This is a genomic window from Cohnella sp. GCM10020058 (assembly GCF_042683485.1).
Taxonomy (GTDB): domain Bacteria; phylum Bacillota; class Bacilli; order Paenibacillales; family Paenibacillaceae; genus Cohnella.
Window position 1 is genome coordinate 269,655 of the sequence record NZ_JBHUJV010000019.1, and the last position, 24,559, is coordinate 294,213.

25 protein-coding genes are annotated in these 24,559 nt (G+C 59.4%); 18 read left to right on the forward strand and 7 right to left on the reverse strand.

Annotation, left to right across the window (positions count from 1 at the left end):
- Positions 1-130: 130 nt before the first annotated feature.
- Together ACFSR7_RS31855 and ACFSR7_RS31860 are read left to right on the forward strand one after the other, a co-directional pair.
- A complete protein-coding gene (locus ACFSR7_RS31855) occupies positions 131-1,363 on the forward strand; it encodes an aminopeptidase (protein WP_378168606.1) in 1,233 nt (410 codons plus the stop codon).
- Between the two features lie 45 nt (positions 1,364-1,408).
- Positions 1,409-2,638 (forward strand): aminopeptidase, encoded by a 1,230-nt coding sequence (locus ACFSR7_RS31860; protein ID WP_378168608.1) that lies wholly within the window; start codon positions 1,409-1,411, stop codon positions 2,636-2,638.
- A 197-nt stretch (positions 2,639-2,835) separates the two neighbouring features.
- Here ACFSR7_RS31860 and ACFSR7_RS31865 read toward each other — a convergent pair whose 3' ends face one another.
- The 3 genes from ACFSR7_RS31865 to ACFSR7_RS31875 all read right to left on the reverse strand — a co-directional run bounded on the left by ACFSR7_RS31865 (position 2,836) and on the right by ACFSR7_RS31875 (position 6,347).
- Entirely contained in the window at positions 2,836-3,300 is a 465-nt protein-coding gene (locus ACFSR7_RS31865) for a disulfide oxidoreductase (RefSeq protein ID WP_378168610.1), read from the reverse strand.
- 15 nt (positions 3,301-3,315) lie between these two features.
- Positions 3,316-4,080 (reverse strand): DsbA family protein, encoded by a 765-nt coding sequence (locus ACFSR7_RS31870; protein WP_378168612.1) that lies wholly within the window; start codon positions 4,078-4,080, stop codon positions 3,316-3,318.
- A 257-nt stretch (positions 4,081-4,337) separates the two neighbouring features.
- Entirely contained in the window at positions 4,338-6,347 is a 2,010-nt protein-coding gene (locus tag ACFSR7_RS31875) for a S8 family peptidase (RefSeq protein ID WP_378168614.1), read from the reverse strand.
- A 213-nt stretch (positions 6,348-6,560) separates the two neighbouring features.
- On the opposite strand from ACFSR7_RS31875, the gene ACFSR7_RS31880 reads away from it, so the two are divergent.
- From ACFSR7_RS31880 to thiI, 5 genes are all read left to right on the forward strand, one after another.
- Positions 6,561-7,049 (forward strand): YpuI family protein, encoded by a 489-nt coding sequence (locus ACFSR7_RS31880; RefSeq protein ID WP_378168615.1) that lies wholly within the window; start codon positions 6,561-6,563, stop codon positions 7,047-7,049.
- Positions 7,050-7,133: 84 nt separating this feature from the next.
- Positions 7,134-7,343, forward strand: coding sequence for a DUF1540 domain-containing protein (locus ACFSR7_RS31885; RefSeq protein WP_378168617.1), 210 nt, complete (start codon positions 7,134-7,136; stop codon positions 7,341-7,343).
- A gap of 154 nt (positions 7,344-7,497) precedes the next feature.
- Positions 7,498-8,274 carry a lytic transglycosylase domain-containing protein gene (locus ACFSR7_RS31890; RefSeq protein WP_378168619.1) on the forward strand — a complete coding sequence of 259 codons (777 nt, stop codon included), beginning with the start codon at positions 7,498-7,500 and terminating at the stop codon, positions 8,272-8,274.
- Between the two features lie 108 nt (positions 8,275-8,382).
- Positions 8,383-9,540 (forward strand): cysteine desulfurase family protein, encoded by a 1,158-nt coding sequence (locus ACFSR7_RS31895; protein WP_378168621.1) that lies wholly within the window; start codon positions 8,383-8,385, stop codon positions 9,538-9,540.
- 4 nt (positions 9,541-9,544) lie between these two features.
- The gene (gene thiI / locus ACFSR7_RS31900) at positions 9,545-10,771 is read left to right on the forward strand and encodes a tRNA uracil 4-sulfurtransferase ThiI (protein WP_378168623.1); all 1,227 of its coding nucleotides are present in this window, start codon (positions 9,545-9,547) and stop codon (positions 10,769-10,771) included.
- 52 nt (positions 10,772-10,823) lie between these two features.
- Here the strand turns inward: thiI and ACFSR7_RS31905 are convergent, their stop codons facing one another.
- The gene (locus ACFSR7_RS31905) at positions 10,824-11,543 is read right to left on the reverse strand and encodes a TerC family protein (RefSeq protein ID WP_378168624.1); all 720 of its coding nucleotides are present in this window, start codon (positions 11,541-11,543) and stop codon (positions 10,824-10,826) included.
- Between the two features lie 133 nt (positions 11,544-11,676).
- On the opposite strand from ACFSR7_RS31905, the gene ACFSR7_RS31910 reads away from it, so the two are divergent.
- The 5 genes from ACFSR7_RS31910 to ACFSR7_RS31930 all read left to right on the forward strand — a co-directional run bounded on the left by ACFSR7_RS31910 (position 11,677) and on the right by ACFSR7_RS31930 (position 16,515).
- Positions 11,677-12,351, forward strand: a complete 675-nt coding sequence (locus ACFSR7_RS31910; protein ID WP_378168626.1) for a TerC family protein — start codon at positions 11,677-11,679, stop codon at positions 12,349-12,351.
- Between the two features lie 129 nt (positions 12,352-12,480).
- The gene (locus tag ACFSR7_RS31915) at positions 12,481-12,975 is read left to right on the forward strand and encodes a hypothetical protein (protein ID WP_378168628.1); all 495 of its coding nucleotides are present in this window, start codon (positions 12,481-12,483) and stop codon (positions 12,973-12,975) included.
- A 199-nt stretch (positions 12,976-13,174) separates the two neighbouring features.
- Complete coding sequence (gene typA / locus ACFSR7_RS31920; protein ID WP_378168630.1) at positions 13,175-15,013, forward strand: translational GTPase TypA; 1,839 nt, start codon at positions 13,175-13,177, stop codon at positions 15,011-15,013.
- A gap of 35 nt (positions 15,014-15,048) precedes the next feature.
- A complete protein-coding gene (locus ACFSR7_RS31925; protein ID WP_378168632.1) occupies positions 15,049-15,354 on the forward strand; it encodes a YlaH-like family protein in 306 nt (101 codons plus the stop codon).
- 84 nt (positions 15,355-15,438) lie between these two features.
- The gene (locus ACFSR7_RS31930; RefSeq protein ID WP_378168634.1) at positions 15,439-16,515 is read left to right on the forward strand and encodes an LCP family protein; all 1,077 of its coding nucleotides are present in this window, start codon (positions 15,439-15,441) and stop codon (positions 16,513-16,515) included.
- Between the two features lie 318 nt (positions 16,516-16,833).
- Here the strand turns inward: ACFSR7_RS31930 and ACFSR7_RS31935 are convergent, their stop codons facing one another.
- On the reverse strand, positions 16,834-17,439 hold the full coding sequence (locus tag ACFSR7_RS31935) for a YhcN/YlaJ family sporulation lipoprotein (RefSeq protein ID WP_378168636.1): 606 nt from the start codon (positions 17,437-17,439) through the stop codon (positions 16,834-16,836).
- Positions 17,440-17,597: 158 nt separating this feature from the next.
- Between ACFSR7_RS31935 and ACFSR7_RS31940 the strand changes: the two genes are divergently transcribed.
- From ACFSR7_RS31940 to ACFSR7_RS31950, 3 genes are all read left to right on the forward strand, one after another.
- Positions 17,598-18,932 (forward strand): PhoH family protein, encoded by a 1,335-nt coding sequence (locus tag ACFSR7_RS31940; RefSeq protein ID WP_378168638.1) that lies wholly within the window; start codon positions 17,598-17,600, stop codon positions 18,930-18,932.
- A 9-nt stretch (positions 18,933-18,941) separates the two neighbouring features.
- Entirely contained in the window at positions 18,942-19,070 is a 129-nt protein-coding gene (locus ACFSR7_RS31945) for a hypothetical protein (RefSeq protein WP_378168640.1), read from the forward strand.
- A 62-nt stretch (positions 19,071-19,132) separates the two neighbouring features.
- Positions 19,133-20,440, forward strand: a complete 1,308-nt coding sequence (locus tag ACFSR7_RS31950; protein ID WP_378168641.1) for an extracellular solute-binding protein — start codon at positions 19,133-19,135, stop codon at positions 20,438-20,440.
- Here ACFSR7_RS31950 and ACFSR7_RS31955 read toward each other — a convergent pair.
- The gene (locus ACFSR7_RS31955; RefSeq protein ID WP_378168643.1) at positions 20,411-21,502 is read right to left on the reverse strand and encodes a coiled-coil domain-containing protein; all 1,092 of its coding nucleotides are present in this window, start codon (positions 21,500-21,502) and stop codon (positions 20,411-20,413) included. The genes ACFSR7_RS31950 and ACFSR7_RS31955 overlap by 30 nt on opposite strands.
- 202 nt (positions 21,503-21,704) lie before the next feature.
- On the reverse strand, positions 21,705-21,941 hold the full coding sequence (locus ACFSR7_RS31960) for a DUF2626 family protein (RefSeq protein ID WP_090115152.1): 237 nt from the start codon (positions 21,939-21,941) through the stop codon (positions 21,705-21,707).
- A 307-nt stretch (positions 21,942-22,248) separates the two neighbouring features.
- Between ACFSR7_RS31960 and ACFSR7_RS31965 the strand changes: the two genes are divergently transcribed.
- The 3 genes from ACFSR7_RS31965 to ACFSR7_RS31975 all read left to right on the forward strand — a co-directional run bounded on the left by ACFSR7_RS31965 (position 22,249) and on the right by ACFSR7_RS31975 (position 24,483).
- Positions 22,249-22,899, forward strand: coding sequence for an RsfA family transcriptional regulator (locus ACFSR7_RS31965; protein WP_378168645.1), 651 nt, complete (start codon positions 22,249-22,251; stop codon positions 22,897-22,899).
- A 212-nt stretch (positions 22,900-23,111) separates the two neighbouring features.
- The gene (locus tag ACFSR7_RS31970; protein ID WP_378168647.1) at positions 23,112-24,077 is read left to right on the forward strand and encodes a ketopantoate reductase family protein; all 966 of its coding nucleotides are present in this window, start codon (positions 23,112-23,114) and stop codon (positions 24,075-24,077) included.
- A gap of 10 nt (positions 24,078-24,087) precedes the next feature.
- Positions 24,088-24,483: a DUF3397 domain-containing protein gene (locus ACFSR7_RS31975; protein WP_378168649.1), complete on the forward strand. Its 396-nt coding sequence runs from the start codon at positions 24,088-24,090 to the stop codon at positions 24,481-24,483.
- Positions 24,484-24,559: the final 76 nt, after the last annotated feature.

Here is a 24,559-nt window from a genome sequence, read left to right on the forward strand (position 1 = left end):
GGGTTTTTGTTTGTGCGGAAAGTCGCGTCTGCCTCGGTGCTAAAATGACTGGTCAGTTCAGTTTGTGATCGATCTGCGAATTCGGTACAATATAGAAAACAGTTTGCATTCTGAAAACGGAGCGTGAGACATGTCGGAATTCGAACGTGATTTGTCCAAGTATGCCGAACTGATCGTAAAGATTGGCGCCAATGTACAGCAAGGTCAAGACGTATACGTCTCCAGCCAGATCGAAGGTGCGCCGCTGGCCCGTCTGGTTGTGGAGCATGCTTACAAGGCCGGGGCAGGCAACGTAATCGTGGATTGGGCGGACGATGCGCTCACTCGTCTCAAGTACGACCATGCCGCGCCGGAAATATTCACGCAGTTTCCCGAATGGGAGAAGCTGCGGCGCAACGAAGTCGTGGAGCGCGGAGGCTGCTTTATTTTTCTGAATGCCTCCAATCCCGATCTGTTAAGCGGTGTCGACGCTCAGAAAATCGGCCAATATCAAAAGGCGGCGGGGGAGGCGCTAGCCGTGTACCGGCAGGCGACGGCGTCGGACAAGATCGCCTGGACGATCGCGGGCAGCGCCACGAAGGCATGGGCGGCAAAGGTGTTCCCGGGCGATTCTGCCGAGGTATCCGTCCGCAAGCTGTGGCAGGCGATTTTTGACGCTGTAAGGCTGCATGCGGAAGACCCGGTAGAAAATTGGCGCGCGCATGATGCAACGCTGCAGGAGAGAGCTGCTTGGCTGAACGAACAGCGCTTCGGCAAGCTGCATTACAGGGCGCCGGGCACGGACCTTACGATCGGTCTTCCTGAGGGTCATCTGTGGATGACGGCCGGCGGAACGAAGCCTGACGGCGTCGGTTTTATGAAAAACATGCCGACCGAGGAAGTGTTCACGGTGCCTCACCGCGACGGCGCCAGCGGATACGTGAGCAGCTCCAAGCCGCTTAGCTACAGCGGCACGCTCGTGGACCGCTTTAAGTTGACGTTCGAGAACGGACGTATCGTCGGCGTCGAGGCCGAAGAAGGCGAGGAGATGCTCAGGCAGATCGTCGAGACGGACGACGGCTCCCATTATCTTGGCGAAGTCGCGCTCGTGCCGCACCGATCGCCGATCTCGAATGCGAACATTTTATTTTACAACACGCTGTTCGACGAGAATGCATCCAACCATCTCGCAATCGGGCTCGGCTTCCCGTTCACGCTCGAAGGCGGCAAGACGATGTCGCCCGAGCAGCTGCGCGAGGCCGGCGTCAATGCAAGCGTCGTTCACGTCGACTTCATGGTCGGAAGGGCCGACATGGATATTGACGGGATTCGGGAGGACGGCACGGTGGTTGCGGTGTTCCGCGGCGGGAATTGGGCGAACTGACGCGTTTAAGTATAACAACATTTGTACGATACGGAGGATGATCCTGTGGAACCATTGGAGCAGCAGTTGGCCCGGTATGCGGAGCTGATCGTCAAGGTCGGCGCGAACGTGCAGCAAGGTCAGGAAGTATTTGTCGTCAGCCAGATCGAGATCGCGCCCCTCACGCGTCTCGTCGCAGCAGCGGCCTATGAGGCCGGCGCGTCCAACGTGCATGTGGACTGGAGCGACGATGCAGTGTCCCGGCTCAAATACGACCATGCGGACCCCGAGGTTTTCCGCGCGTTCCCCGCGTGGGAGACGTTAAAGCGGGGCAGCTTCGTGGAAAAGGGCGCTTGCTTTATCTCATTCGTATCGTCCGGACCGGACGTGCTGAAGGGCGTCGACCCGCAGCGGATCGGCGATTATCAAAAAGCGGCCGGCGCTGGGCTCGCGGAATTCCGCAGGGCCATTCAATCCGACAAGGTCGCGTGGACGGTCGCGGCCGCGGCTTCGAACGATTGGGCGCAAAAGGTATTCCCCGGCGACGAGCCCGAGATCGCGCTCAGCAAGCTGTGGCTGGCGATTTTCGATGCGGTGCGCCTGCATGCGGACGACCCGGTCGAAGCTTGGCGCGCGCACGATCGTGCCCTGCACGGCAAGGTCGACTGGCTGAACGGACTGCGGCTGCGCAAGCTGCATTACAAGGCAGCAGGCACGGATCTGACGGTCGAGCTGCCGGACCGCCATCTGTGGGTGGGCGCCTCGAGCGTCGCGCCGGGCGGCGTTAACTTTATGGCGAACATGCCGACCGAAGAAGTGTTCACGGCGCCGCGTCGCGACGGGGTGAACGGCTATGTGAGCAGCACGAAGCCGCTCAGTTATGCCGGCAATATTATCGACCGGTTCAAGCTGACATTCGTGCTCGGACGGATCGTCAAAGCCGAAGCCGAGGAAGGCGAAGCGATTCTGCAGCAGCTCGTCGAGACCGACGAAGGCTCGCATTATCTCGGGGAGATGGCGCTTGTCCCGCATCGCTCGCCGATTTCCGAGTCGAACATTCTGTTCTACAACACGCTGTTCGACGAGAATGCTTCCAACCACTTCGCCATCGGCAGCGGCTACGCCTTTAACGTCGAGGGCGGCAAGACGATGACGCCCGAGGAGCTCGCGGCCAGCGGCGTCAATACGAGCATCACGCACGTCGACTTTATGATCGGTTCTGCCGAGATGGATATCGACGGTTACCAGGAGGACGGCACGGTCGTGCCTATTTTCAGGGGCGGCAATTGGGCGTGACGATCGGAGAGCAATTGAAAGGCTGTCATAAAAGGGGCCTCGCCACGGTTAGCGGCGAGGTCGGGCCAAGGGGCTCTCTTAATAAACGCAAAAGGGACGAAGCAGATCTCCTCTGCTTCGTCCCTTTTTGCTGTTACGGCTTTAACCTTTGAAGGGCTTTTGAGGCAGCCCCTTTTTGCAAATGCGACTGCCTTCGATTAACGCTCGTCGAAATCCGAATCGTCGGCTTCGGCCCAGCCTTCCTGATTTTGTTTTCTGCTGCCGAACCACAGCAGCAGACCGATCAGGATAAAAGCAGTAAGCGCCAAAAGCGGAATCGTGATGACGCCGAACCAGTCCAAGTAATCTTCGTTGCAAGGAACGCCGACCGTGCAAGGGAGGATGCTGGCCATCCCCGGCACCTTTTGCTCGCCGTAATGATAGAGCGAGATCAATCCGCCGATGGCGATCAGCGGCGCGACGTAGCCTACGATGCGCCGGTCGCTGCGGATAGCGGCGCGGCCGAGCAGCAGCACGAGCGGATACATGAAGATCCGCTGCAGCCAGCACAGTTTGCAGGGGGCGTAATTAAGCACCTCGCTCATGAACAAGCTGCCGCCGGTCGCGACGAGCGAGACGACCCATGCCAGGTAGAGGAAGTTAGCCCGGATAAACGAGCGCATCGCTTGAAGTCCCCCTTAGGAGGCCGAGGCGGAAGCGGTCGCAGACGAGGCGGCCGGTGCTTCCGGCGACTCCTTCAGCGCCTTTTCGATCTCGGCTTTCAGATTTTCGTAGGTCAGCGCCTGGCTGTCGGACAGTTTTTTGCCGTTCAGGATCAGCGTTGGCGTGCCGGTAAAGTTGTTGTCGCGCGCGATCTTGTTGTGCTTGTCCACTTCGGACTTGTATGTAGCGTTGTCGATGTCCTTTTTGAGCTTGTCGAAGTCGAGATTCAGCGACTTATCCTGCGCCAGCTTGACGAGGAAGTCGGAGGTGGCCCATGTCGCGCTCTCGGCACCCTGATTCTCGTAGACGGCATGATAAAACTTCCAAAACTCGTCGTTGTTCTGATGATAGACGGCCTGCGCTGCGAGCGCTGCGGTCCTCGAATCCGTTTGGGGGCTGATGATCGTGAAGTTCATGAAGCTGAGCGATATTTTGCCGGTATCGATAAAGTCCGCTTTTAACTTGGGGTAGATCTCGTCGTTGAAAAATTTGCAGGTCGTGCATTTGAAGTCGCCGAACTCGACGAGCTTGACTGGCGCATCGGTCTGGCCGATCGTCGGCAGCGTGTCGTAATTAAAATTCAAATCTTCGGGCTCGGGACGAAATACGATCGCCAGCGCGATAATCGCGACGGCGGCCACGACCGTCGTCCAAACCCAGATTCGGGACTGCTTGCGCCTCTTGAGGGCCTGCGCTTCCCTTTTCAATCGTTCTTCTTTTTTCCGCTGTGCCTTGTCCAATGCGCTCTACCCCTTCGTTCCGGATGAATAATCATCGCAATATCGGCGATCGTTCCGATCGCGCTTCTCTCTATTATAGAAGTCCGGAGGTCAAACGACAAATCGTAGTTTTCGAGGTGGCGGAGGCGGTAAATGAAAAGCCGTTCCGCGCGCAGAACGGGAGCGGATCGTCCCGGGCTTCGCGGCAGAACGGTTAGACGACCGTTCGATTCAACAAAAGGAGCGGCATTGCTTTAGAGCTATTCAGCAAAAAAGAGTCAGCGGCCGAGCAAGTCGGATAACAGGGTTTGCAGCCTGTCCAGCAGCCGCTGCTCGACGACGTCGGGCTGGCCTGTGTTTTGGACGTCGGTTGCGGCAGCTTGCTTGCTCGCGGCCGGGGCGGCGTTTTTACCGGCGGCAGCGTCGACGGCCGCGCGCACGTCGATCTGGCCGTAGCCGAACTCCGTGTCCTTGCCGGCGGCGCCGAGGTCTCTGGCGGTCTTGTCGAGCAGATCGGCGAGCTGGTCGTTCGTCAGGCTGCCGTCCGCAGCCAGCATGAGCGAAGCGAGTGCCGCCACGTGCGGGGTAGCCATCGACGTGCCGGACAAAGCTGCGTACCGGCTGCCCGGATACGTGCTGGCGATGGAGGTGCCCGGCGCGACGACATCGATATAGTCGCCGTAATTCGAATACGGCGCGCGCAGTTCGTCCGAGCCGGTCGCGCCTACGGCGACGACTTCGGGATAGGCGGCCGGATAACCGGGCCGGTCCGTATTGTCGTTGCCGCTGGCGGCGACGACGAGCACGCCTTTGTCGTGGGCGTACTTGATCGCGTCGTGCAGGAACTGGGCCTGCGCATAGTTGCCGAGGCTGAGATTAATGATGTTCGCGCCGTGATCCGCCGCCCAGATAATGCCTTCGGCGACGGAATACGTCGTGCCCGCGCCGGAGTTGTCCAGCGCCTTGACCGGCATAACCTTCGTGTACCAGGTCATGCCCGCGACGCCTTCATTGTTGTTCACCTCCGCGGCGATAATGCCGGCCACATGGGTGCCGTGGCCGACATCGTCCTCGGGCTGCGCCGATGGGTCCACAATATTGGTGCCTTTCACCAGGCGGCCCTTCAAGTCCGGATGATCGAGCTGCACGCCGGTATCGACGACGGCGACGATAATGTCCTGCTTGCCGCGGGTGACGTTCCAGCCGCGCTCCGTCGCAATCTCGGGCAGGTTCCACTGATATTGTCCGTACAGCGTGTCGTTGGGCACGATGTCGGTCTGAAGCGCGTTGTCCGCGGCGAGCGGCGTTATGCGTCCGGCAAGCGGCGTTATGATCCGGGCGGGCTTACCGTCATTGGTCATATACAGGTAATGAGGCTCCGCAAAAATCGGGTTCCAGTTTTTCTTGAAATAAGCGATCAATTGGGCGGTGCCAAGTGTCTTGGAGCGGAATACGTAAGTTTGCTTGCGGTGCTCGCGAGCAACCGACAGATTCAGCGTTTTGCGCAGCTGCAGCAGCTCCCGGGGCGTGAGCTGGCGCCGCAGCTTGACGACGACTTCGTCGACGGCATAATGGCTGGCGTTGCCGTTGGCGTCTCCGGACGACACATGTTTGTCTTTCAGCCTTCCGGGCTCTGTCGCCTGCGTTCTGAAGCGGCTGTTGTCGGGATAAGGGACGAGCCTCAGATTGCGTCGTTGATGTTTTTCGACCTCGTCGACCGCGTCGTTATGGATCAGGGCGACGAGACCGTCGCCGCCTGTTCCGGCCGGGACCGCGAGCACGTAACCGCCGTCGCCGCGAACGGGCAGGGAGGCGGACTCATAGCTGCGTCCTTTACGGGCTGCGGACAGGCCTTCTTGCCAGGCCGACCGGACCGTCCGGTCGAAGCGCTCCAGCTTCGCGCCGACCGCGGCGTCGGACGTGCCGGAGGTCCAGGCCATCGCTTCTAAGTGCGGGTTGGCCGCCAGCATGTCCTTCATTAACGCCTTTTTTCGAGCTTCGGATAGCGGAGCAGAACCGGATTTATAAGCTGCGGCCGCGAGCTTGCGCATATCGCTGCTGCATTCGATCCGGCACAGCATGCCGGTTCTCGCCATATCCTGTTTGATCGTCTCCAGCTTTTCGGCATGCTCTTCCTTGGCTGCAGCCGAATATCGGCTTTCTTGCTGGGACGGAGAAGGGGACGAAGCATGGTCCCGCCCGCCTGGCTGGGGCACGATGATCGGCACGGCGAAGATGGCCACGGCTACGGTAAATAATAATCCGAGAAACGCATATCGGCGGCGCATGGGCGGATCGACTCCTTTGGGATTTAGGGGTGAACGCGATGATCCTGAATCTACACCCTTAGGCTTTGGAAAGGGGGAAAAATTATACGGAGGAATTGCGTGCCGCGGAGTACCGTTTGAGGTCGATTTATGATACGATAAGGGCATTGCGTCTCTCGGGAAATCTGTGAGGCGTCCCATGCATGTGCATAGACGGAAAGGGGAAAGCAATTTATGCCATCCGCCAACGTGAAGGCGTTAGCCGAGTCCAGCCGCGACAAACTAAAAGCGGCCATCGATCCACTGGAGTCCTTCCTGAACGGACACGCGCTGCCGCAGTTGGTTGCCGAAGATAACACCGAATCGTTTTATGCCGGACTGCTGTCCGATCTCCGCCACCTGCTCGTTTTTTCCGAGGTGTCGTACGAGAAGCTGGGTGCGCTGCTGCGCAGGCCGAACTTTGACGAGAAGGCTGCCGAGCGCTCGCTTTACGAGGTTTATCATTATTGCGTGAATGCTTTCTTCTATCCGAAAAACGAAGGCTATTCCGAAGACGGCCGTTATGCATACACCGGCCAGGATGCGATTCGCTTCCGCGCCAAGCCTGTCCGGGCGGCCCGCGATCTCGTCCTCGGCGTCTCGCGCGTATACGAGGAGCTTCGGGAAGACCTCTCTTATTATGAGAGCGAATACTTGATTCAATGCCGCCTGCAGTCCAAATAAGGCCAAGCTCTCCTCTACATCCCTGATTGCCGCCCGCATGCGCTGACCTGAAGTGGCCAGACTAAGCGGCGGAGGTGATCCGTTATGCCTAGAGGCGTAGCCTGCAGCGTCAGCAATTGCGCGTTCTGGGACAAGGGCAACCGGTGCGGCGCCGAAGAGATCGCGATCGAGATCGACGCGCACGCCAAGGCCGAGTGGAACGAGGAGTTCGCGGAAGAGTCGTTCGCCGAACACCGCGACAAGGCCGCCAGCTCGAGGAGCACCTGCTGCCTGACCTTTAAGCCGAATTCCTGATTATCCGTTTTGCCGATCGCCGTTCGCGCCGGGGCTGCCCGGTACGAACGGCGATTGCGCTTATGTAGCATATTCGCCGTCTTGCGCTGGTCGCCGGACGCGAAGTGGTGTACAATGAAAAGGTAAAATGTCGAATAAAAGGGCGGATTCGTCGATGACATATATTAACGGCGTCGCAGGCAATTCGGTCGACCCGCGTATGTTGAAGCAGCTTTTGCTGGCGCAGTTCACTTCAGGCGTCGATCCGTTCGCGGGCAGCACCGACGCGGTGACATCGGGCACCGGCGACAACAACTTGTTTACGCAATTGCTTTCTCAGTATATGGGCAGCATGGACAGCTACGGATATGCCGACGCAGGCGCTTTGGACAGCACGTCAACCGATACGTCCGGATTGACGACGGGTCTCGGCCTGCTGTCCGCGAACGCAGGATCATACGGTTCGAGCCTGCTTGATAGCCTCGTTTCGGACGATGGAACGGGCGGGCTCACGGCCGACTCCAATACATCCACCTCGGCGTACGACGGGTTGATCCAGGCCGCCGCCGCACGCTACGGACTTGATCCCGCCTTGATCAAGGGCGTCATCCAGACGGAGTCTTCGTTTAATCCGAACGCGGGTTCGTCCGCCGGCGCCAAGGGCCTCATGCAGCTGATGGACAACACCGCCTCGGGTCTTGGCGTAGAGGACTCGTTCGATCCCGCGCAAAATATCGACGGCGGCAGCCGGTACTTGTCCTATCTGCTGCGCAAGTACGACGGCAGCGAGATGACCGCGCTCGCCGCCTACAATGCAGGGCCGGGACGCGTCGATCGCATCGGACTGCGCACCGATGCGGACGTAGCCGCGCGACTGTCCGAGCTGCCGGCGGAGACGCAGGCCTATATCGGCAAAGTGCTCTCTGCGCGCAGCGGATGGACGCTGCCGTGAGCGACGGTTTCACCAGATTACTGAGCGCTGACGCGAGAAGGGATCAGGGCGGCTTCGTGCCGCCTTTGATCTTTTTCTTTGTTTGCGGAAAAGAAGGGAATCAGGCCATTGAAAACCTATTACTTCGATCATAGCGCTTCGACGCCCCCCTACGAATCCGTCATTCGTACGGTTGCCGAGCTGATGGCCGAGCACTATGCCAATCCTTCGGCGCTTCATCGGGCGGGCACCGACGCAGGCAAGTTGGTCGAGCGTGCCAGAACGGCCATTGCATCGCTGCTCGGCGCAGCGCCTGGCGAGGTCGTTTTCACCTCCGGCGGCACGGAGAGCAACAATCTGGCGATGAAGGGCATACTGGGGCAGACGGGGCGCAAGGGCAAGCACTTGATTACGACTGCGATCGAGCACGCCTCCGTGCACGCCACGGCCAAGCAGCTCGAGAGCGAGGGTACGCGCGTCACCTACCTGCTGCCTGACGCGCAGGGCCGGATCAACGCGGCGGATGTCGCGGCGGCGATTGCCGAGGATACGGTGCTGGTGAGCGTCATGCATGTGAACAACGAGACCGGCGCGCTGCAGCCGATCGAGGAGATCGGCGAGCTGCTTCGCGGCCATCCGCGCATCCGGTTCCATGTGGACGGCGTTCAGGCGGTAGGCAAGGTGCCTTTCGACTGGGCGAGTTCGCATGTGGATTTATATAGCGCTTCGGCGCACAAGTTCAGAGGACCGCGAGGCGCCGGTTATTTGCTCGTGCGAGAAGGGCTTAAGCTCCGTCCGCTGCTCGCGGGAGGCGGCCAGGAGAGCGATGCGCGCAGCGGCACGCACAACCTGCCCGGCATTGTGGGAATGGCGCAGGCGCTTCGTCTCGCGCTTGAGTCGATGCCCGAGCGCCGGACGCGGATGTACGAGCTGAGGCGCAGGCTGCTGGCCGGCGTGAAGGATATGCCGGAGCTCGTGCTGAACAGCCCGGAGGACGAACGGCTCGCTTCCCCGCAGATCGTCAATCTGTCCTATCCGGGCATGCGGCCCGAGGTGCTGCTTCATATGCTCGAGGAGCACGGGGTGCTCGTCTCCACGCAATCGGCCTGCTCCTCCAAGAGCCTGAAGCCCAGCCGCATCCTGATGGCGATGGGACTGGGCGAAGCGAGAGGAGCCGGCAGCATCCGGATCAGCTTCGGCGACGAGCATGCAGCCGGGGATATCGATACATTGGCCGCGCGGCTGCGGATGACCGTAACCAAGCTGAAGCCGCTAGAAAGGGATTAGACAAATGAAATTTGACTATTTGCTCGTCCGGCTGGGCGAGCTTACGCTCAAGGGGCGCAACCGCGGCAAGTTCGAGTCGCTTATGCTCGGCAAGATCAAGCAGGCGATGGCAGATCACCCGGAGCTGTCGTACGAGAGCGCCTTCGGCCGCGTATATATTAAGTTAAACGGTGCCGACGGGGATCGCGTCCTGTCGAGGTTGACCGACGTGTTCGGCATTTGGACGATCAGCCCGGTGCTGAAGGTCAAGCACGATCTCGAGGACATCCGCAGCGCTGCTTTGGCTGTCATGGAGACGCACCGACCGGTTCCTTCAACCTTCAAAATGAGCGTAAAGCGCGCCTGGAAGACGTTTCCTCACGATTCGATGGAAATGAATCATCTGGTCGGCGCCCATGTGCTGCGCAACACGCCATCGCTTCGGGTCGACGTGCGCGAGCCCGATGTCGAGCTGCGGCTGGACATCCAGCAGCAGGGCGTCTTCGTCTATTGCACGGTCGTGCCCGGCGCGGGCGGGTTCCCGCTTGGGATGAACGGCAAAGCGATGCTGCTGCTGTCCGGCGGCATCGACAGCCCCGTAGCGGGCTGGACCGCGATGCGCAAAGGACTCGAGATCGAAGCGGTTCATTTTCACAGCTATCCGTTCACGAGCGAGCAGGCGACGGACAAAGTGATCGCCCTGGCTCAGCGGCTGGCTTACTATGGAGGCCGCATCAAGCTGCACCTCGTGCCTTTTACCGAGCTGCAGACGATGCTGGCCCAGCAAAAGCAGGATCACCTCATTATTACGCTGATGCGGCGCTCGATGCTTCGGATCGCGGAGCGCCTTGCGGAACGCTCCGGAGCGCTCGCCCTCGTTACGGGGGACAGCCTCGGCCAGGTGGCCAGCCAGACGCTCGGCAGCATGAACGTCATCGGGCGCACGGCGGAGCTGCCGCTTCTTCGCCCGCTCGTCATGATGGACAAGCTGGAGATCATCCGCATCTCCGAGCGGATCGGCACGTACGAGACTTCCATTTTGCCTTATGAGGATTGCTGTACGCTGTTCGTGCCCAAATCGCCGGCCACGAATCCGAATCTGCGCGTCGTCGAAGGCATCGAGCATGCGCTTGGCGAGCAGTTGGATCGTCTGGTGGCCGAAGCGGTCGCGGGCACGGAAACGGTAGTCATGACGGCGCAAGGGCCGGAGGAAAAGCAGACTTCGCCTGCAGCCGAAGATCGCTGGTTCTAGGAAAAAAAATAGCCGATCCGCGTCGCTTGTCGACCGGATCGGCTATTTTCAGTTAATGTGTATTCGTGGAATTCAGCTTGCGGGCATTTTTACGGTTCTTGGCGGCGTTGCTCCAGATGCCGAGCGTCATTACCGCGATGACGATCACGACAATAAACGCCCAATTGGTCGGGTCGTTGTCGAACAGCTCTTCAAATTTCTTTTCGTGCGTGATCATCTTGGCCGCGGTATACGCCAGAATCGCGGATCCAATATAGATGATCCATGGGAACCGCTTGATCAGGTTGACGAACAGTGTGCTGCCCCATACGACGATCGGAATGCTGATAAGCAATCCGAGGATGACCAGCAGCGTACTGTGATCGGAGGAGCTGCCGCCCGAAGCGGCTCCCGCGACGGCGATCACGTTGTCGAGGCCCATGGCGGCATCCGCGATGACGATCGTGCGTACCGCGCTCCACAGATTGCTGCCGGCTTCGACGTGCTCGTGGGACTCTTCCTGGACGAGCAGCTTGTAGGCGATCCAGATGAGCACCACGCCGCCTACGGCGAGCAGAAACGGAATTTTAAGCAAGTATACGATCAACAGCGTCGCGATCACGCGAATGATGACGGCGCCGGCCGTTCCCCATAGAATCGCTTTTTTCTGGCTGGCTTTGGGGAGGTTCCGCGCGGCCAGGCCGATGACGATCGCGTTGTCTCCGGCGAGCATGAGGTCGATCAGGACGATCGTGATCAGAGCGGTAAAAAATTCAGCGTTCAAAAAATCCATTTCCGACCCTCCAACAATGAAATGATAAACGGTTATACGGCGGTCGGACAAGAAAGATTCAAAAAATTGAGGAACCAGCCTCCTTCATATTCGGACCTGCCTGTACATATAACAGGGGAAGGAGGTGCGCGTCATGGAATTATGGGGTCAATTGGTCATTTTCGCGCAAATCGTACTCATCAATCTGCTGCTCAGCGGCGACAACGCCGTCGTCATCGCCATGGCCGGCCGCAGGCTTCCGCCCGCGCAGCGGCGGCGCGCGGTATGGTGGGGGGCGGCCGCGGCCGTGCTGCTGCGGTGCGCGCTCACCGTGCTCGCAGCGCTTCTGCTCGACATTCCTTATTTGCAGACGGCAGGCGCCGTGCTGCTGTTTGTCATTGCCTTTAAGCTGCTGACGGACCATAAAGAGGAGGTAAGCGCAGGCGCGGGTGCTTCCACGCTCGCCGGCGCCGTATGGACGATCGTGGTCGCCGACTTCGTCATGAGCTTGGACAACGTGCTTGCCGTGGCGGCCGTCGCCGGAGAGGATACCGCACTGCTCCTGATCGGCATCGCGATGAGCATACCTATCATTATTTGGGGGAGCTCGTTCATTATGCATCTGCTCGACAGGTACCCCATTTTGCTCTACGCCGGCGGAGCGCTTCTCGGTTATGCCGCTTGCGAGATGGCGCTGAAGGACAAGGGACTCGCGCCGCTGATCGCGGGTTTGGGCGAGCGCGGATCGCTCGCGCTGCCCTTCGCAACCGTAGCGGCACTCCTGTCCGCGGCGCTGTGGATGAAGCGGCGAAGCCGCGCGCATTCGTGACAGGATTGTGGCTTTTACTCTTTTTTAAAGGCGTCGAACTAGTTTTTTACCCCGACTTCCATTAAACTGTTAGATAAAAGAAACGAATATCGTTCGTTCGCAATAGACAAGCGAAGTGGGGGAGACGCTTTGAACAAGCAATCCGCCGCGGTCGGAATCTGGATTTTGGCTGCGGGATTGATTATTTTGCTCGGGAAGCTGGGCGTCTTTTCATTTATCGGGGCCGTGTTCTGGCCGATCCTGATTTTAATCGTCGGCATTTTGCTCCACGTGCTTTATTTCGGCGGCATCGTGCCGGCCGTGGTGCTTGTGCCCGCGGGCACCCTGACCGGATCGTCGCTGCTGCTTATGGTTGGCAACTGGGTCGGCTGGGGTTCGATGCGGTATGTATGGCCGCTCTTCTTGCTCTCGATCGCGATCGGCCTTTACGAATACGCCGTATTCGGCGTCGGCAAAGACCGCGCGGTCTGGAATGCCGCAATGGGCATCGGAGCGCTCTCGCTGCTGCTGTTCGCCATCATGCTGCTGTGGACGTGGGGCATTTATTTGCTCGCCGTCGCTTTGATCGGATTCGGGGTCTGGCTGGTCCTCAGCCGGCGCAAGCCGCGAAGACGCCGCCGATAGTCCGGATGGATCGACATCCTGAACAGAGGGTTGGCAATCGGGCCCGCTTAGCGTATAATTGAAGGGATGTAGACAACGTCGGCCTCGCGTCGGCGTTTTGTGTTGGACACGGCAAATTAGGGACGACGGGTTCGCGTCAGTCTACGCGGGCCTGCCGGTCGTAATGGATACAGATATAAAAATTACAAGGAGTGGAACCATGCAACAAGAAAAAATCCGCAATATCGCCATTATCGCGCACGTCGACCACGGGAAAACGACGCTTGTCGACCAGCTTCTGCGTCAATCCGGCACCTTCCGCGAAAATGAGCAAGTCCAGGAGAGAGCGATGGACTCCAACGATCTCGAGCGGGAGCGCGGCATTACGATCCTGGCGAAGAACACCGCCGTCCGTTACAAGGATCACCTGATCAATATCGTCGACACTCCCGGACACGCAGACTTTGGCGGCGAAGTCGAACGGATCATGAAGATGGTCGACGGCGTACTGCTGGTCGTCGACGCGTTCGAAGGCTGCATGCCGCAGACCAAGTTCGTGCTTCGCAAGGCGCTCGAAGCGGGCCTGACCCCGATCGTCGTCGTCAACAAGATCGACCGCCCGGCGGCCCGTCCGGCCGAAGTCATCGACGAGGTGCTCGAGCTGTTTATCGAGCTCGAAGCGAATGACGAGCAGCTTGAATTCCCGGTCGTTTACGCATCCGGCCTGAACGGCATTGCGAGCCTCGACGCCGGCACGCTCGGTACGACGATGGAGCCGCTGTACGAGACGGTCATCGAGAAGATTCCGCATCCGACGGAAGATCAGGATGCACCGCTGCAGTTCCTCGTTACGCTGCTCGATTACAACGAGTACCTGGGCCGCATTCCGATCGGCCGCGTCAACCGCGGCAAGATCCGTCAAGGCCAGCCGGTCGCCGTTCTGGACCGCGAAGGCAAGATTCGTCAGGCCCGCATCGAAAAGCTGTTCGGCTTCCAGGGCCTGAAGCGCGTCGAGATGGAAGAAGCGGCGGCCGGCGACATCATCGCCATTGCCGGCATCAAGGACGTTAACATTGGCGAGACGATCGCCGACCCGGCGAATCCCGAGGCGCTGCCGGTGCTCAAGATCGACGAGCCGACGTTGCAGATGCGCTTCCTGGTCAACAACAGCCCGTTCGCGGGCCGCGAAGGCAAGCACGTCACCTCGCGCAAGCTGCGCGAGCGTCTGTTCAAGGAGCTTGAGACCGACGTCGCGCTGCGCGTCGACGAGACCGACAGCCCGGACGCCTTCGTCGTCAGCGGTCGCGGCGAGCTGCATCTCGGCATTTTGATCGAGAACATGCGCCGCGAAGGCTACGAGCTGCAAGTATCCAAGCCGGAGGTTATCCTCCGCGAGATTGACGGCGTCAAGAGCGAGCCGATCGAGCGTCTGATGATCGACGTACCCGAGGAGAGCATGGGCAACGTCATGGAGAGCCTCGGCACCCGCAAGGCCGACATGGTAAACATGATCAACAACGGTAACGGGCAAGTCCGTCTCGAGTTTCTGATTCCTGCGCGCGGCCTGATCGGCTACCGCACGAACTTCCTGACGCTGACGCGCGGCTACGGCGTCATGAACCACGCATTCGACAGCTACGGTCCGGTCGTGGGCGGCCAGGTCGGCGGACGTCACCAAGGCGTGCTCGTGGCCAGCGAGACGGGCTCGTCCACCGTATACGGCATGATGGGCGTCGAGGATCGCGGCATTATGTTCCTTGAGCCGGGCACGGATATTTACGAAGGCATGATCGTCGGCGAGCACACTCGCGACAACGACATCATCGTCAACATTTGCAAAGAAAAGGCGCTTAACAATATCCGTACGGCCAACAAGGAAGAGACGGTCAAGCTCAAGTCTCCTCGCCTGATGTCGATGGAAGAAGCGCTCGAGTACCTGAACGACGACGAGCTTTGCGAGATCACGCCGAAGTCGATCCGCCTGCGCAAGAAGCTGCTGAACAAGAGCGAACGCGAGCGTTCCGAGAAACAGCGCAAGATGGCCGAATCCGGCGTCTGATCGGATAGCCGCGCGTAACGAGGAGGAGGGCACCAGTGCAAACGTGGTTTCATGATCACCCTATCGTTTCGTACCTGCTGATCTTGGCATTTACGATCTATATCTTCAACGCCGTCTTCAGGATGGGCAAGCTGCCGATCCTGAAGGAGATCATCGTGCATATCATCATGGCGATCGGGTGCCTCGTGCTCCTCCTGCTCCAGCTCGACAAGCTGCCGATCATTCAGTGCATGTCGGTCGCCGTCATTATGATGCTGATGCTTCGCGGCCGCCAGATGTACGACAAATGGCGGGCCAAGCGGGGCGGCGCCGAAGCGGCCGTCAAGCGGACGGAATCCTAGAATTGAATGCAGCTCCGGCGAACCCCGGGAGAGCCCCGCGCTCTTCGGGATTCGCCTTTTTAAATTCATTGAAGAGGTGAAGCAATGAGTTCCAATACCCCGCTGCCGCCGCGCCGGAGTTCGGGCGCCGCGAACGCAACTGCCAGGGCGAATCCTCCGAAAAAGAAAAAAAGAAAATGGCCTCGCGTTTTATTTGCTATTATTCTGCTTGTCATTCTAGGCCTTGGCGCTTATGCATATTCGTTATGGAGAGAAGTCGACGGCGCGCTCGACGACGCATCCTCCGGCGCGTCTACGCAGACGGTGCCGGAAGGCGAAAAGGCGCAGGTCAAACCGCTATCGCTGCTGCTGCTTGGCATGGATTACCGGCCCAAAATCGGCGGTATGAACACCGACGTCATTATGGTGGCGGCGTTTAATCCCAAGTCGAACACGGCCACGGTCGTGACGATTCCGCGAGATTCGGATCTGCAGCTGGACGGGTATTCGACGCAAAAAATCAATGCGTTTTACGCCAGGTTCCATAGCAAGAGCGATGCGAAGGGGGAGGCGGCTGACGCCTACGCCCGCGACGAAATGAAGCAGATGCTCGGGAAATTTTTCGGCATCGACATCAAGTATGCATCCGTGCTCAATTTCCAGGGATTTGTCGACGTCGTCGACAAGCTGGGCGGCGTAAAGGTTAACGTGGACAAGGATATGCGATATGTCGACAATGCGGACGGGACCAACATCGACCTTAAAGCAGGCGAACAGACGCTGCATGGCGAGGATGCGCTCGGCTTCGTGCGCTACCGCAAGTCCAACAGAGGCACCGCAGCCTCGAGCGATTTCGAACGCAACGAGCGTCAGAGCCAGGTGCTCGGCGCCATCGTCGACAAGATGAAGTCCTTCGGCGGAATCACGAAGCTGAGCGGCGTCATCGACGTGGCCGGCAAAAACGTGGTGACGGATATACCGAAAGCGCAGATCACGAATATGTTAAAAACATATTATAATATCAACCGCGAGGACATCCGTTTCATCCCGCTGACGGGCGTCTGGCAAAGTCCTTACGTATATCTGGACAAAGATTCGGTGGCGGAAGCCAAGGCCGCGCTTGCCGAAGAGATGTCTCCTGAAGGACGCGTCGCGGCCGCTACGGCAGGCGACGGAAAATAAAAGGCATCTGTCAAGCTGCGCGCTCCGGGCAGGCATCGCTTGGCCTCTCCGGGAGGCATATGCTATACTGAGGTCAACGTACCCCGTTGCAAAGTGCTCATGTCTCTTAACCACGGTGTCAAGGGAGTGTTGCGGATGGCAGGCAGAGGATGTAGGTCAACCGGATTCGGCGAATTCGCCCGACTGTCGTCTCTGCAGAGCGTCAGGCTTGTCCCGGGTCGTTCCTGCGGCTTCGGATCGCCATCGCGTTCCCTGTCTTCGCTGCCTCTGCGCCGCGTGCGGAGCTTATATGTGTATACGGACAAGAACCCAGTGACTTCACTGGGTTCTTTGCGTATTTACGGACGTATTCGCGTGAGACTTGGCAGCCGGTCCGGGACCGTCCGGCGAGGCCGGAGGCACGATGCTGCGCGGCACTTGAGGTACGAGCCGGCCGACGATATCCGCCATTTCTTCCGCGAAGCCCGCGATCGGCCGGCCGCGTTTCGCATCGGCCCGAATCTCCCGGATCCGCTCGGCCATATCCATGTCCGCGGTCACGAGCGCATCGATGCCGTACGGGTCTTTGCGAAATGCCTCGGCGACGGCGTACTTGGTCGTCCCGACTCTCGAGCGCTCCATCTTCGGATCGACGTCGATGCCGACGACGGCGTATTTGCCGAAAATGACGCAATTGGCGTGGCGAACGCCCCGAACCCCTTCGGCCAGCTGCTCCAGATGGGCGGCGACGGCCTTGGCGTTCGGCCGGACCGCGACTGAGCGGTCGCCGATCGCAACATCGCTTCCGGGCGCGCTGTGCGCCTGCAGGCGGTCCTGATCGGGCTCGGCGGGAGCTGCAGACCGGTTGCCGCATCCGGCGGCGGAGAGCAGAGCCGAAGCCAGCAGCAAGATTAATCCGGCTTTGGCCGGCTTGCGAACGTACATGTGGGGATCACCATCCTCGTGGGTATCAATTCTTTTAAGGGGGGATGTCCGAAGTCTCTAAAAAGGCTTCAAGCAAGCTCCACCTGGTACTATGATTCCCTGTCCCATGCGCCGGTATGTAAATACGTCACAATCCGTCTCAACCGGGAGGAACCGCCGTGAAAAAAATTTACGTGCTCGATACGAATGTGCTGCTCCATGATCCGCTCGCTTTGTTCGCCTTCGGCTCGAACGAGGTCGTCATTCCTTCGGTCGTGCTCGAGGAGATCGACTCCAAAAAAAGATTGGCCGACGAGATCGGGCGCAATGCCCGGTTCGTATCCAGGGAGCTCGACCGCATGCGGGAGATCGGGCATTTGCACAACGGGGTTGCTCTGGAAAACGGCGGCGTGCTGAAGGTGGAAATGAATCATCGCCGCTTCGTACGGGTGCAGGAGCTATTCGGGGAGATGACCAACGACAACCGCATCCTGGCGGTCGCGCTGAATTATCATCTGGAGGAACAGGAACAGCCGGAATCGGCGCGTCCTGTCATCCTCGTGAGCAAGGACGTGCTGGTTCGCGTCAAGGCGGACGTGCTTGGCGTCACGGCCGAGGACTATTTGTCCGACCGGATCGCCGAGGGCACCGACCACTATACGGGCCAGGTCACGCTCCACGTCCATCCGGCGCAGATCGATGAATTTTATACGTACCGGTTTCTGAGCATCAATCAATTGGGACTCAAGCAAAAGCTGCACCCGAACGAATTCGTCATTCTCCGCGACGAGCTCGGCACGTCCAAGTCGGCCCTCCTGAAGGTGAGCCAGGACGGCGCGAGGCTCGAGCCGCTGCATTTGTCCAATGAGCCGGTATGGGGCATTACCGCCCGCAATGCGCAGCAGCGCATGGCGCTCGAGCTGCTGCTGAACGACGATATTCCGCTCGTGACGCTGACGGGGAGAGCCGGCACCGGCAAGACGCTGATTACGCTGGCCGCGGGGCTTATGAAGGTCGAAGACGAACACAAGTACAAGAAGCTGCTCATCGCCCGTCCGGTCGTGCCGATGGGCAAGGATATCGGATATTTGCCGGGGGAGAAAGAAGAGAAGCTGCGGCCGTGGATGCAGCCGATCTACGACAACCTGGAATTTTTGTTCGATACGAAAAAATCGGGGGACCTGGATAAAATCCTGATGGGACTCGGCAGCATTCAGGTCGAGGCGCTCACGTACATTCGTGGGCGTTCGATTCCGGGACAGCTGATCATCATCGACGAGGCTCAGAACCTGAGCAAGCACGAGGTGAAAACGATCGTCTCGCGTGTCGGCGAGCATAGTAAAATCGTGCTGCTGGGCGACCCTGAGCAAATCGACCATCCTTACCTGGATGCGCAGAGCAACGGACTCACGTATCTGGTCGAAACCTTCAAGGCGGAGGGCATCAGCGGGCATGTGACGCTGGAAAAAGGGGAGCGCTCCAAGCTCGCCCAACTGGCCGCGGAGAAGCTTTAAGCGAGATAAATGGAAAAAGCAGGGCCGGACGCGAACGAGGCGTCCGGCTCGTTCTACGTCGGCCCCGCTCGCAAGAACCGCAATCCGGGCCGCATTTCGGGGGAAGCGTTTGCAGGAAGAGGCGACAAGGCGGCTTAATCCTGCTATCATGGAACCAAACGATTGTGCCTGCGGCAGCGGGCGGAGGAAGGTGTTGGATCGTGACGCGCCGGAAGTATGTCGTCGTGCTCATGCTGCTCATGCTGGCGGTACTGTTGACTTCGCCGTGGGCATCCGCGCCGGAGCCGGACCTCACGCCGGATACGGCGCCGGAGGGCCAGGAGACGATCGAGGAAGAGCCCGTTTTCGCCGAGGAACATGCGGACCTGGCGGTCAAGATCATTCAGGACGAGGATACGTACCGGCTGCTTGCGCGGCAGTCGGCGGCGTTCGAGCGCGATCATCCGGACATCCGCGTCAATCTGGAGCGCATCGATCCAGACGATGCGGCGGATCTGCTCGATAATTGGCACACGTCGGAGGAAGGCGCGGACGTCGCGCTCATCCCTAGTTTGTGGGTCAAGCGATTGGCCGTCTCGGGCATGCTGCTGCCGGCGGACGCCGCGTTCGAGGGCGACGCGCTGTCCGAGCAGTTCGAAGCGGTCGCCGCCCCGCTCAAGTGGAACGGGTACATGTGGGGCGTACCGCATCATATGGATCCTTATGTCGTCGTGTGGAATCGCGCACGCTTGTCTGCGGCCGCGCGACAAGACGGCAGCGTGTTGTCGCTGCCGCTGGGAGCCGAAGATTGGGCCACGCTCGGCACGGAGATGGCAAGCGAGGGGAGTCGGCCCTGGCTCGCGATCGACGAGCGCGATTCGGCGGCGCTCCTCACCTGGCTGGGCGCGTCGACCGGGATCAGGCCGGATTTGCTGCTGGGCGACTCGAACGGCCCGTGGGGAGCCGGTCCTGCTGCAACGATGCTGGACACCCTTCGCGGCTCGATCGGATTGCGGGTGCCGGATCGCGGCGCCTCGTTCTGGCAAGCGATGGCTTCGGGACAATATGCGGCCGCAGTCGTGCGGCTGTCGGTAGCCGAGAAAGGCATCGCGGGCCTTGGGGCAGATGCGGCAGCCGGCTTGGCCATCGACCGCAGCGGCTGGGACAAGGCGTATGCGTTCGACGGCGGCGCTTCCTTTGTCATCGGCGCAGGAACGCAGGGCGAGAGCGCGGCGAAAAGCTGGATCGCGGCGATGACCGAAGCGCAGCTTCAGCTGGATAATTTTGACGAGGCGGGGTATTTGCCCGTATACCGGTCAGCGTACGCCGATCGCCACACGCTGCCGGTATTGACTGGCAGGGGCGCGCAGCAATACCCGAACTGGGCGCCCCATGCCGGCCCCGAATGGCCGCTGCTGATGAATAAAATCGCTATTTACTGGGCGGACTGGCGGCAAGGCAGGCTCGCTTTGGCGGACTGGCCCGCGAGATGGAGCGGGCTACTTGCCGATCTTCAGCTTCACGATTAGCTTGCCGTCCTCAAGGGATACGCTGTCGGCTTTGAGATAGGCCATTACCTGCTGCGGATAGAAGCCGAGATCAAAGTCGCGCACCAGATCGTCGCGGGTCGTGTCAGGCAGCGTGAGTCCGTTAAAAACAAGCGTATCCATATGGAACATAATGGCGTTTTTCGGTTCGTTCTCGACCGTATAGGTGCCCGTGACTGCGACTTCCATCGACCCGCTTTTTCCTTGCAGAGACAAGAGGCCCGGCTTGAACGAAATGCTGAAATCTTTGAGGAGCTCGCTTTGCGCGTGAAGGAAATCGTTTAACTGCGCGTCGGTCAGGGTAAGCGTCGTCGACAGGCCTTTCGTTTTCAGCGCTTGCGGATGGTCCTGAATCCAATCCGGAAGCTTGTTCATCGCTTTGGCCAGCGCGCTGAAGTGGCGTCTCACTTCGTACAGCCCCGCACTCTGCCAATAGGACTGTATTTCTTCGAGCTGCTTGCGCGCAAGCGCGGGATCCTCGCTTCCGTCGATCGCATTTTGAATCTCGGCCTGCAGCGCCGCGACCCGGTCGCGCTGGCTCGCGAGGTGAGCGGCTACGCGGGACAGCTCGTCCTTGTCGTTTTTCAGTTTGTCCTGCCCCTTACGGATCTCCTCGTATTCCCGATTGAAGTCGGCCAGCGTACGCCGGTCGGCTTCGAAAATCGTATCCATCAAGTCCCAGCTTCGAAGCAAGCCGGCCCACGATTTGAAGCTGACGAGGATGCCCAGCATCGCTTCCTTCTGGCCCATATAGTAGGCTCGCAGCACGCGTCCCGCTTTTTCGCGCTGCGCCGCGATGGCGAGCTGACGCTCCGCGAGCTTTGTTTCGTTTTTTGCAATGCTTCGTTCGGTTTCTTCCCGCAGCCCCGAGATCCGCTCGATCTCCCTGTCGATTTCCACGACGCTGAGGCCTTTTTCCAGCAGCTGACGGGTCGTCTCCGTGAGCGGCTCCGCGTATACGGGAGGCGGTGTCGGTACGATTTTTCCGGGAAAAAGCGCCATGAGGAGCAAAACGGCGACGGCAAACAGTACGAATCTCCGCATCGGGCCCTCCTTTCTCTCTGCCAGACGGTGCGGCGGTAGTCAAGCTTATGCATTTCTACCTCATTATAGACGAAAAGAACCCGATCGCCAGAGAGGGAGAACGCGGGGGAGCAGCCCGATTACGCACCGTATAAATCCGTTCATGAACATAAAAAGGCCGGAGCGGTGAGCTCCGGCCTTTAGGCGTGCCTAAGATTAACGGTTAAGCTGGCAAGCCCATCTCGAATACGGACCAATAGGTAAAGCCGAGGAACGCGATGATCATATAGCCCCAGAACATGAAGACGTATGTGCGCTCCGTGAACTTCAGGTAACCGAGCAAGAAGAAGGCGGCCGTCTGAATAAAGAACAGAAGCGCCATTTCATACATATCGCCTGCAAACGACATGAGCGCGATCGCGAGCGTCCAGAAACCAAGCATCCGGAACATGCGTGCCATGGTAATCCCCCTTCAGCGTTTCTCTAACCATTTTTCTACAGCATATTATACCCACGGTTCGGGTGCAGTGTAAACGGTGATTCGTGACGAAATGGCAAACTTTTCGTCCAAGCCTAGTATGCCTTCCCGGCGTGCCGCTATTCGCCATGTCGTCCGCAAGTTTTAAGAGCCCTGCAGGCGAAAGGTATACGACGTGCAAAAATGGATATACCTAGAGGTATCCGATAGATTCTATGATTTCTATCACGGGCATACAGATAAAAAAAGAAAGCAAGTAATGCGAGCGATCGAGGAGGGAATAGACCGCATGGCGGCTATTAGACAAGATGCATGGAGCGCGGATGACGATCTGATTTTGGCGGAGATTACGCTTCGCCATATACGGGAAGGGAGCACGCAGCTCGCCGCGTTCGAGGAAGTCGGGCAGCGGATCGCAAGAACGGCCGCAGCATGCGGATTCCGTTGGAACAGCTGCGTTCGAAAGCGCTACGACGACGCGATCAGCATTTCCAAGCAACAGCGGCAAAAGCGCAATTATCTCAAAAAGCAGGGCGCGATCGCGCTGCCTTCGGACGAACGGCCTTCGGCCTCGGCCGATGAAGAGATCGCCGGCAAGACGGAGCTGATCGGCTCCGATGCACTCAGCCTTGAAGCGGTCATCCGCTACTTGAAGCAGTGGAAGGGCTCCGTTCAGGAGCTAGGCAAACAGGTGAAGCTGCTGGAAAAGGAATTAAGAGAAAAGAACGAGCAGCTCAGCGCGCTCAGGGAGATCAACGACCGTCTGTCCAAGCAGGCCGATGCGGCGCAAACCGACTACCAGGTCGTTAACGACGATTATAAAGCGCTTATCCGAATTATGGATCGGGCGCGCAGGCTAGCGATCTTGTCCGAGGAGTCGGAGGAAGAGAAAACGAGATTCAAAATGGATGCCAACGGCAACCTGGAACGCATCGAGTAGTTTATAAGCGCTTCCCTTTGAAGTTCCTTTAAAGAGCTGTCCCCCGCTGCTTTCGGCGAAGGGGTCGGCTCTTTTTTGAGTCGGAAAAACGATGGCGCCGTTGTGCGGGCATGCGAGACAAGGTATGGTATTTCTTGGACAGGCAGAACGGGGAGACAAGCGGCCATAGGTGCAATAAGAGGCGAATGGCGAAATAAGAGGGGGAATTCGCGGTGGCAAACATTCAGATCATCGGCGGCGGCGCGATCGGATTGCTGCTTGCGGGCAGGCTGGCGGATTCGGGCGTTCGCGTTTGCGTGAGAACGAGAACCCGCGCGCAGGCGAACGAGCTGGCGGCCCGGGGCGTGACGGTGCTGTCCGCGCCGGGAGAGGCGGATGTGCGCGCCGAAGTGGACGCGGCGGCGCTGGACGACACATGGGACGGGCCTGTGAGCGATGCGCTGCTCGCCGTCAAGCAGACGGCGCTGACGCCCGCGTTTCTGGGCCGCCTGGACGCGGTAATGCCGCCTGGCGCCTCAGTGACGGCATTTTGCAACGGCATCGGCCATACGGACCTGCTGGCGGCGCGCTTGCGAGGCAGAAGCGTCTTCGCAGCCGTAACGACAGAGGGGGCGCTCCGGGTCGATGCGACGACCGTGCGCCATACGGGCAGTGGCGAGATTCGGCTCGGGCCGGCCCCGCTTTTCGAGCGGGGCGGCACTGTGTTTGCGGCAGGAGAAGAAAGCGCTGCTTCGCCGCTCGCGTTGATGCTGAAACAGGCAGGATTTTCCGCAACGCTGTCGAATGATATGGCACAGAGAATGCTGCGAAAGCTGCTCAGCAATGCCGTCGTCAATCCGCTGACGGCGCTGCTGCGGGTTCAGAACGGCGCATTGGTCCGAACGCCAGAGCGATTGACGCTGATGCGGACGTTGTTCGACGAGACGTTGTCCGTGCTGGAAGCCAGCGGGCTCCGTAACGAGGATGGCCTTTGGGAAGAGCTGCTCGACTTGTGTGCGCTCACGGCGGCCAACCGCTCCTCGATGCTGCAGGACGTGCTGGCCGGCCGTCCTACCGAGATCGCGTCGATCAACGGCGCCGTCGCGCGCCTGGCGGCAAAGCATGGGATGGACGCGCCTTATAACGAGTCGCTTGTCGCACTGGTGTCGGCGATGCGGGGCGACGACAGAGAAGGGTGAGTGAACGCGCTTGTGGAATGCGTTAGTATCCGCTTACGCCGTATTGGCCATCGGCTCCGTCATTCCGTTCGCCGCCGTCTACGGCATCTCAACGATGCAGACGGGCGATAAGAAGCGCGCGATGGGGCTTGCGATGGACATGACGACGATATTCCTGATCGGCATTGTGAGCTATTTGCTTAATCGGGTGTTCGGCATACATATGGGTTTTTATATCATTCTCCTATTCATGCTGCTTGGGGCGGGCCTGATCGGAAACGCGCAATACCGGGTCCGCGGCAAAGTGGACGGTCTCAAGCTTTTCCGAGCGATCTGGCGGCTGTCGTTTTTCGGGCTGGCGGCTTTGTACGTGCTGTTCATGCTGATCGAGATCGTACGTTTCCTCGCCGGCGGGGAATGGGAATAAGCCGCATGCCGGACGAAGACCCGCCGTCTCGCAGGTTGCGAAGGGCGGGTCTTCGTTTGGGACGCGGCGGGCGAAG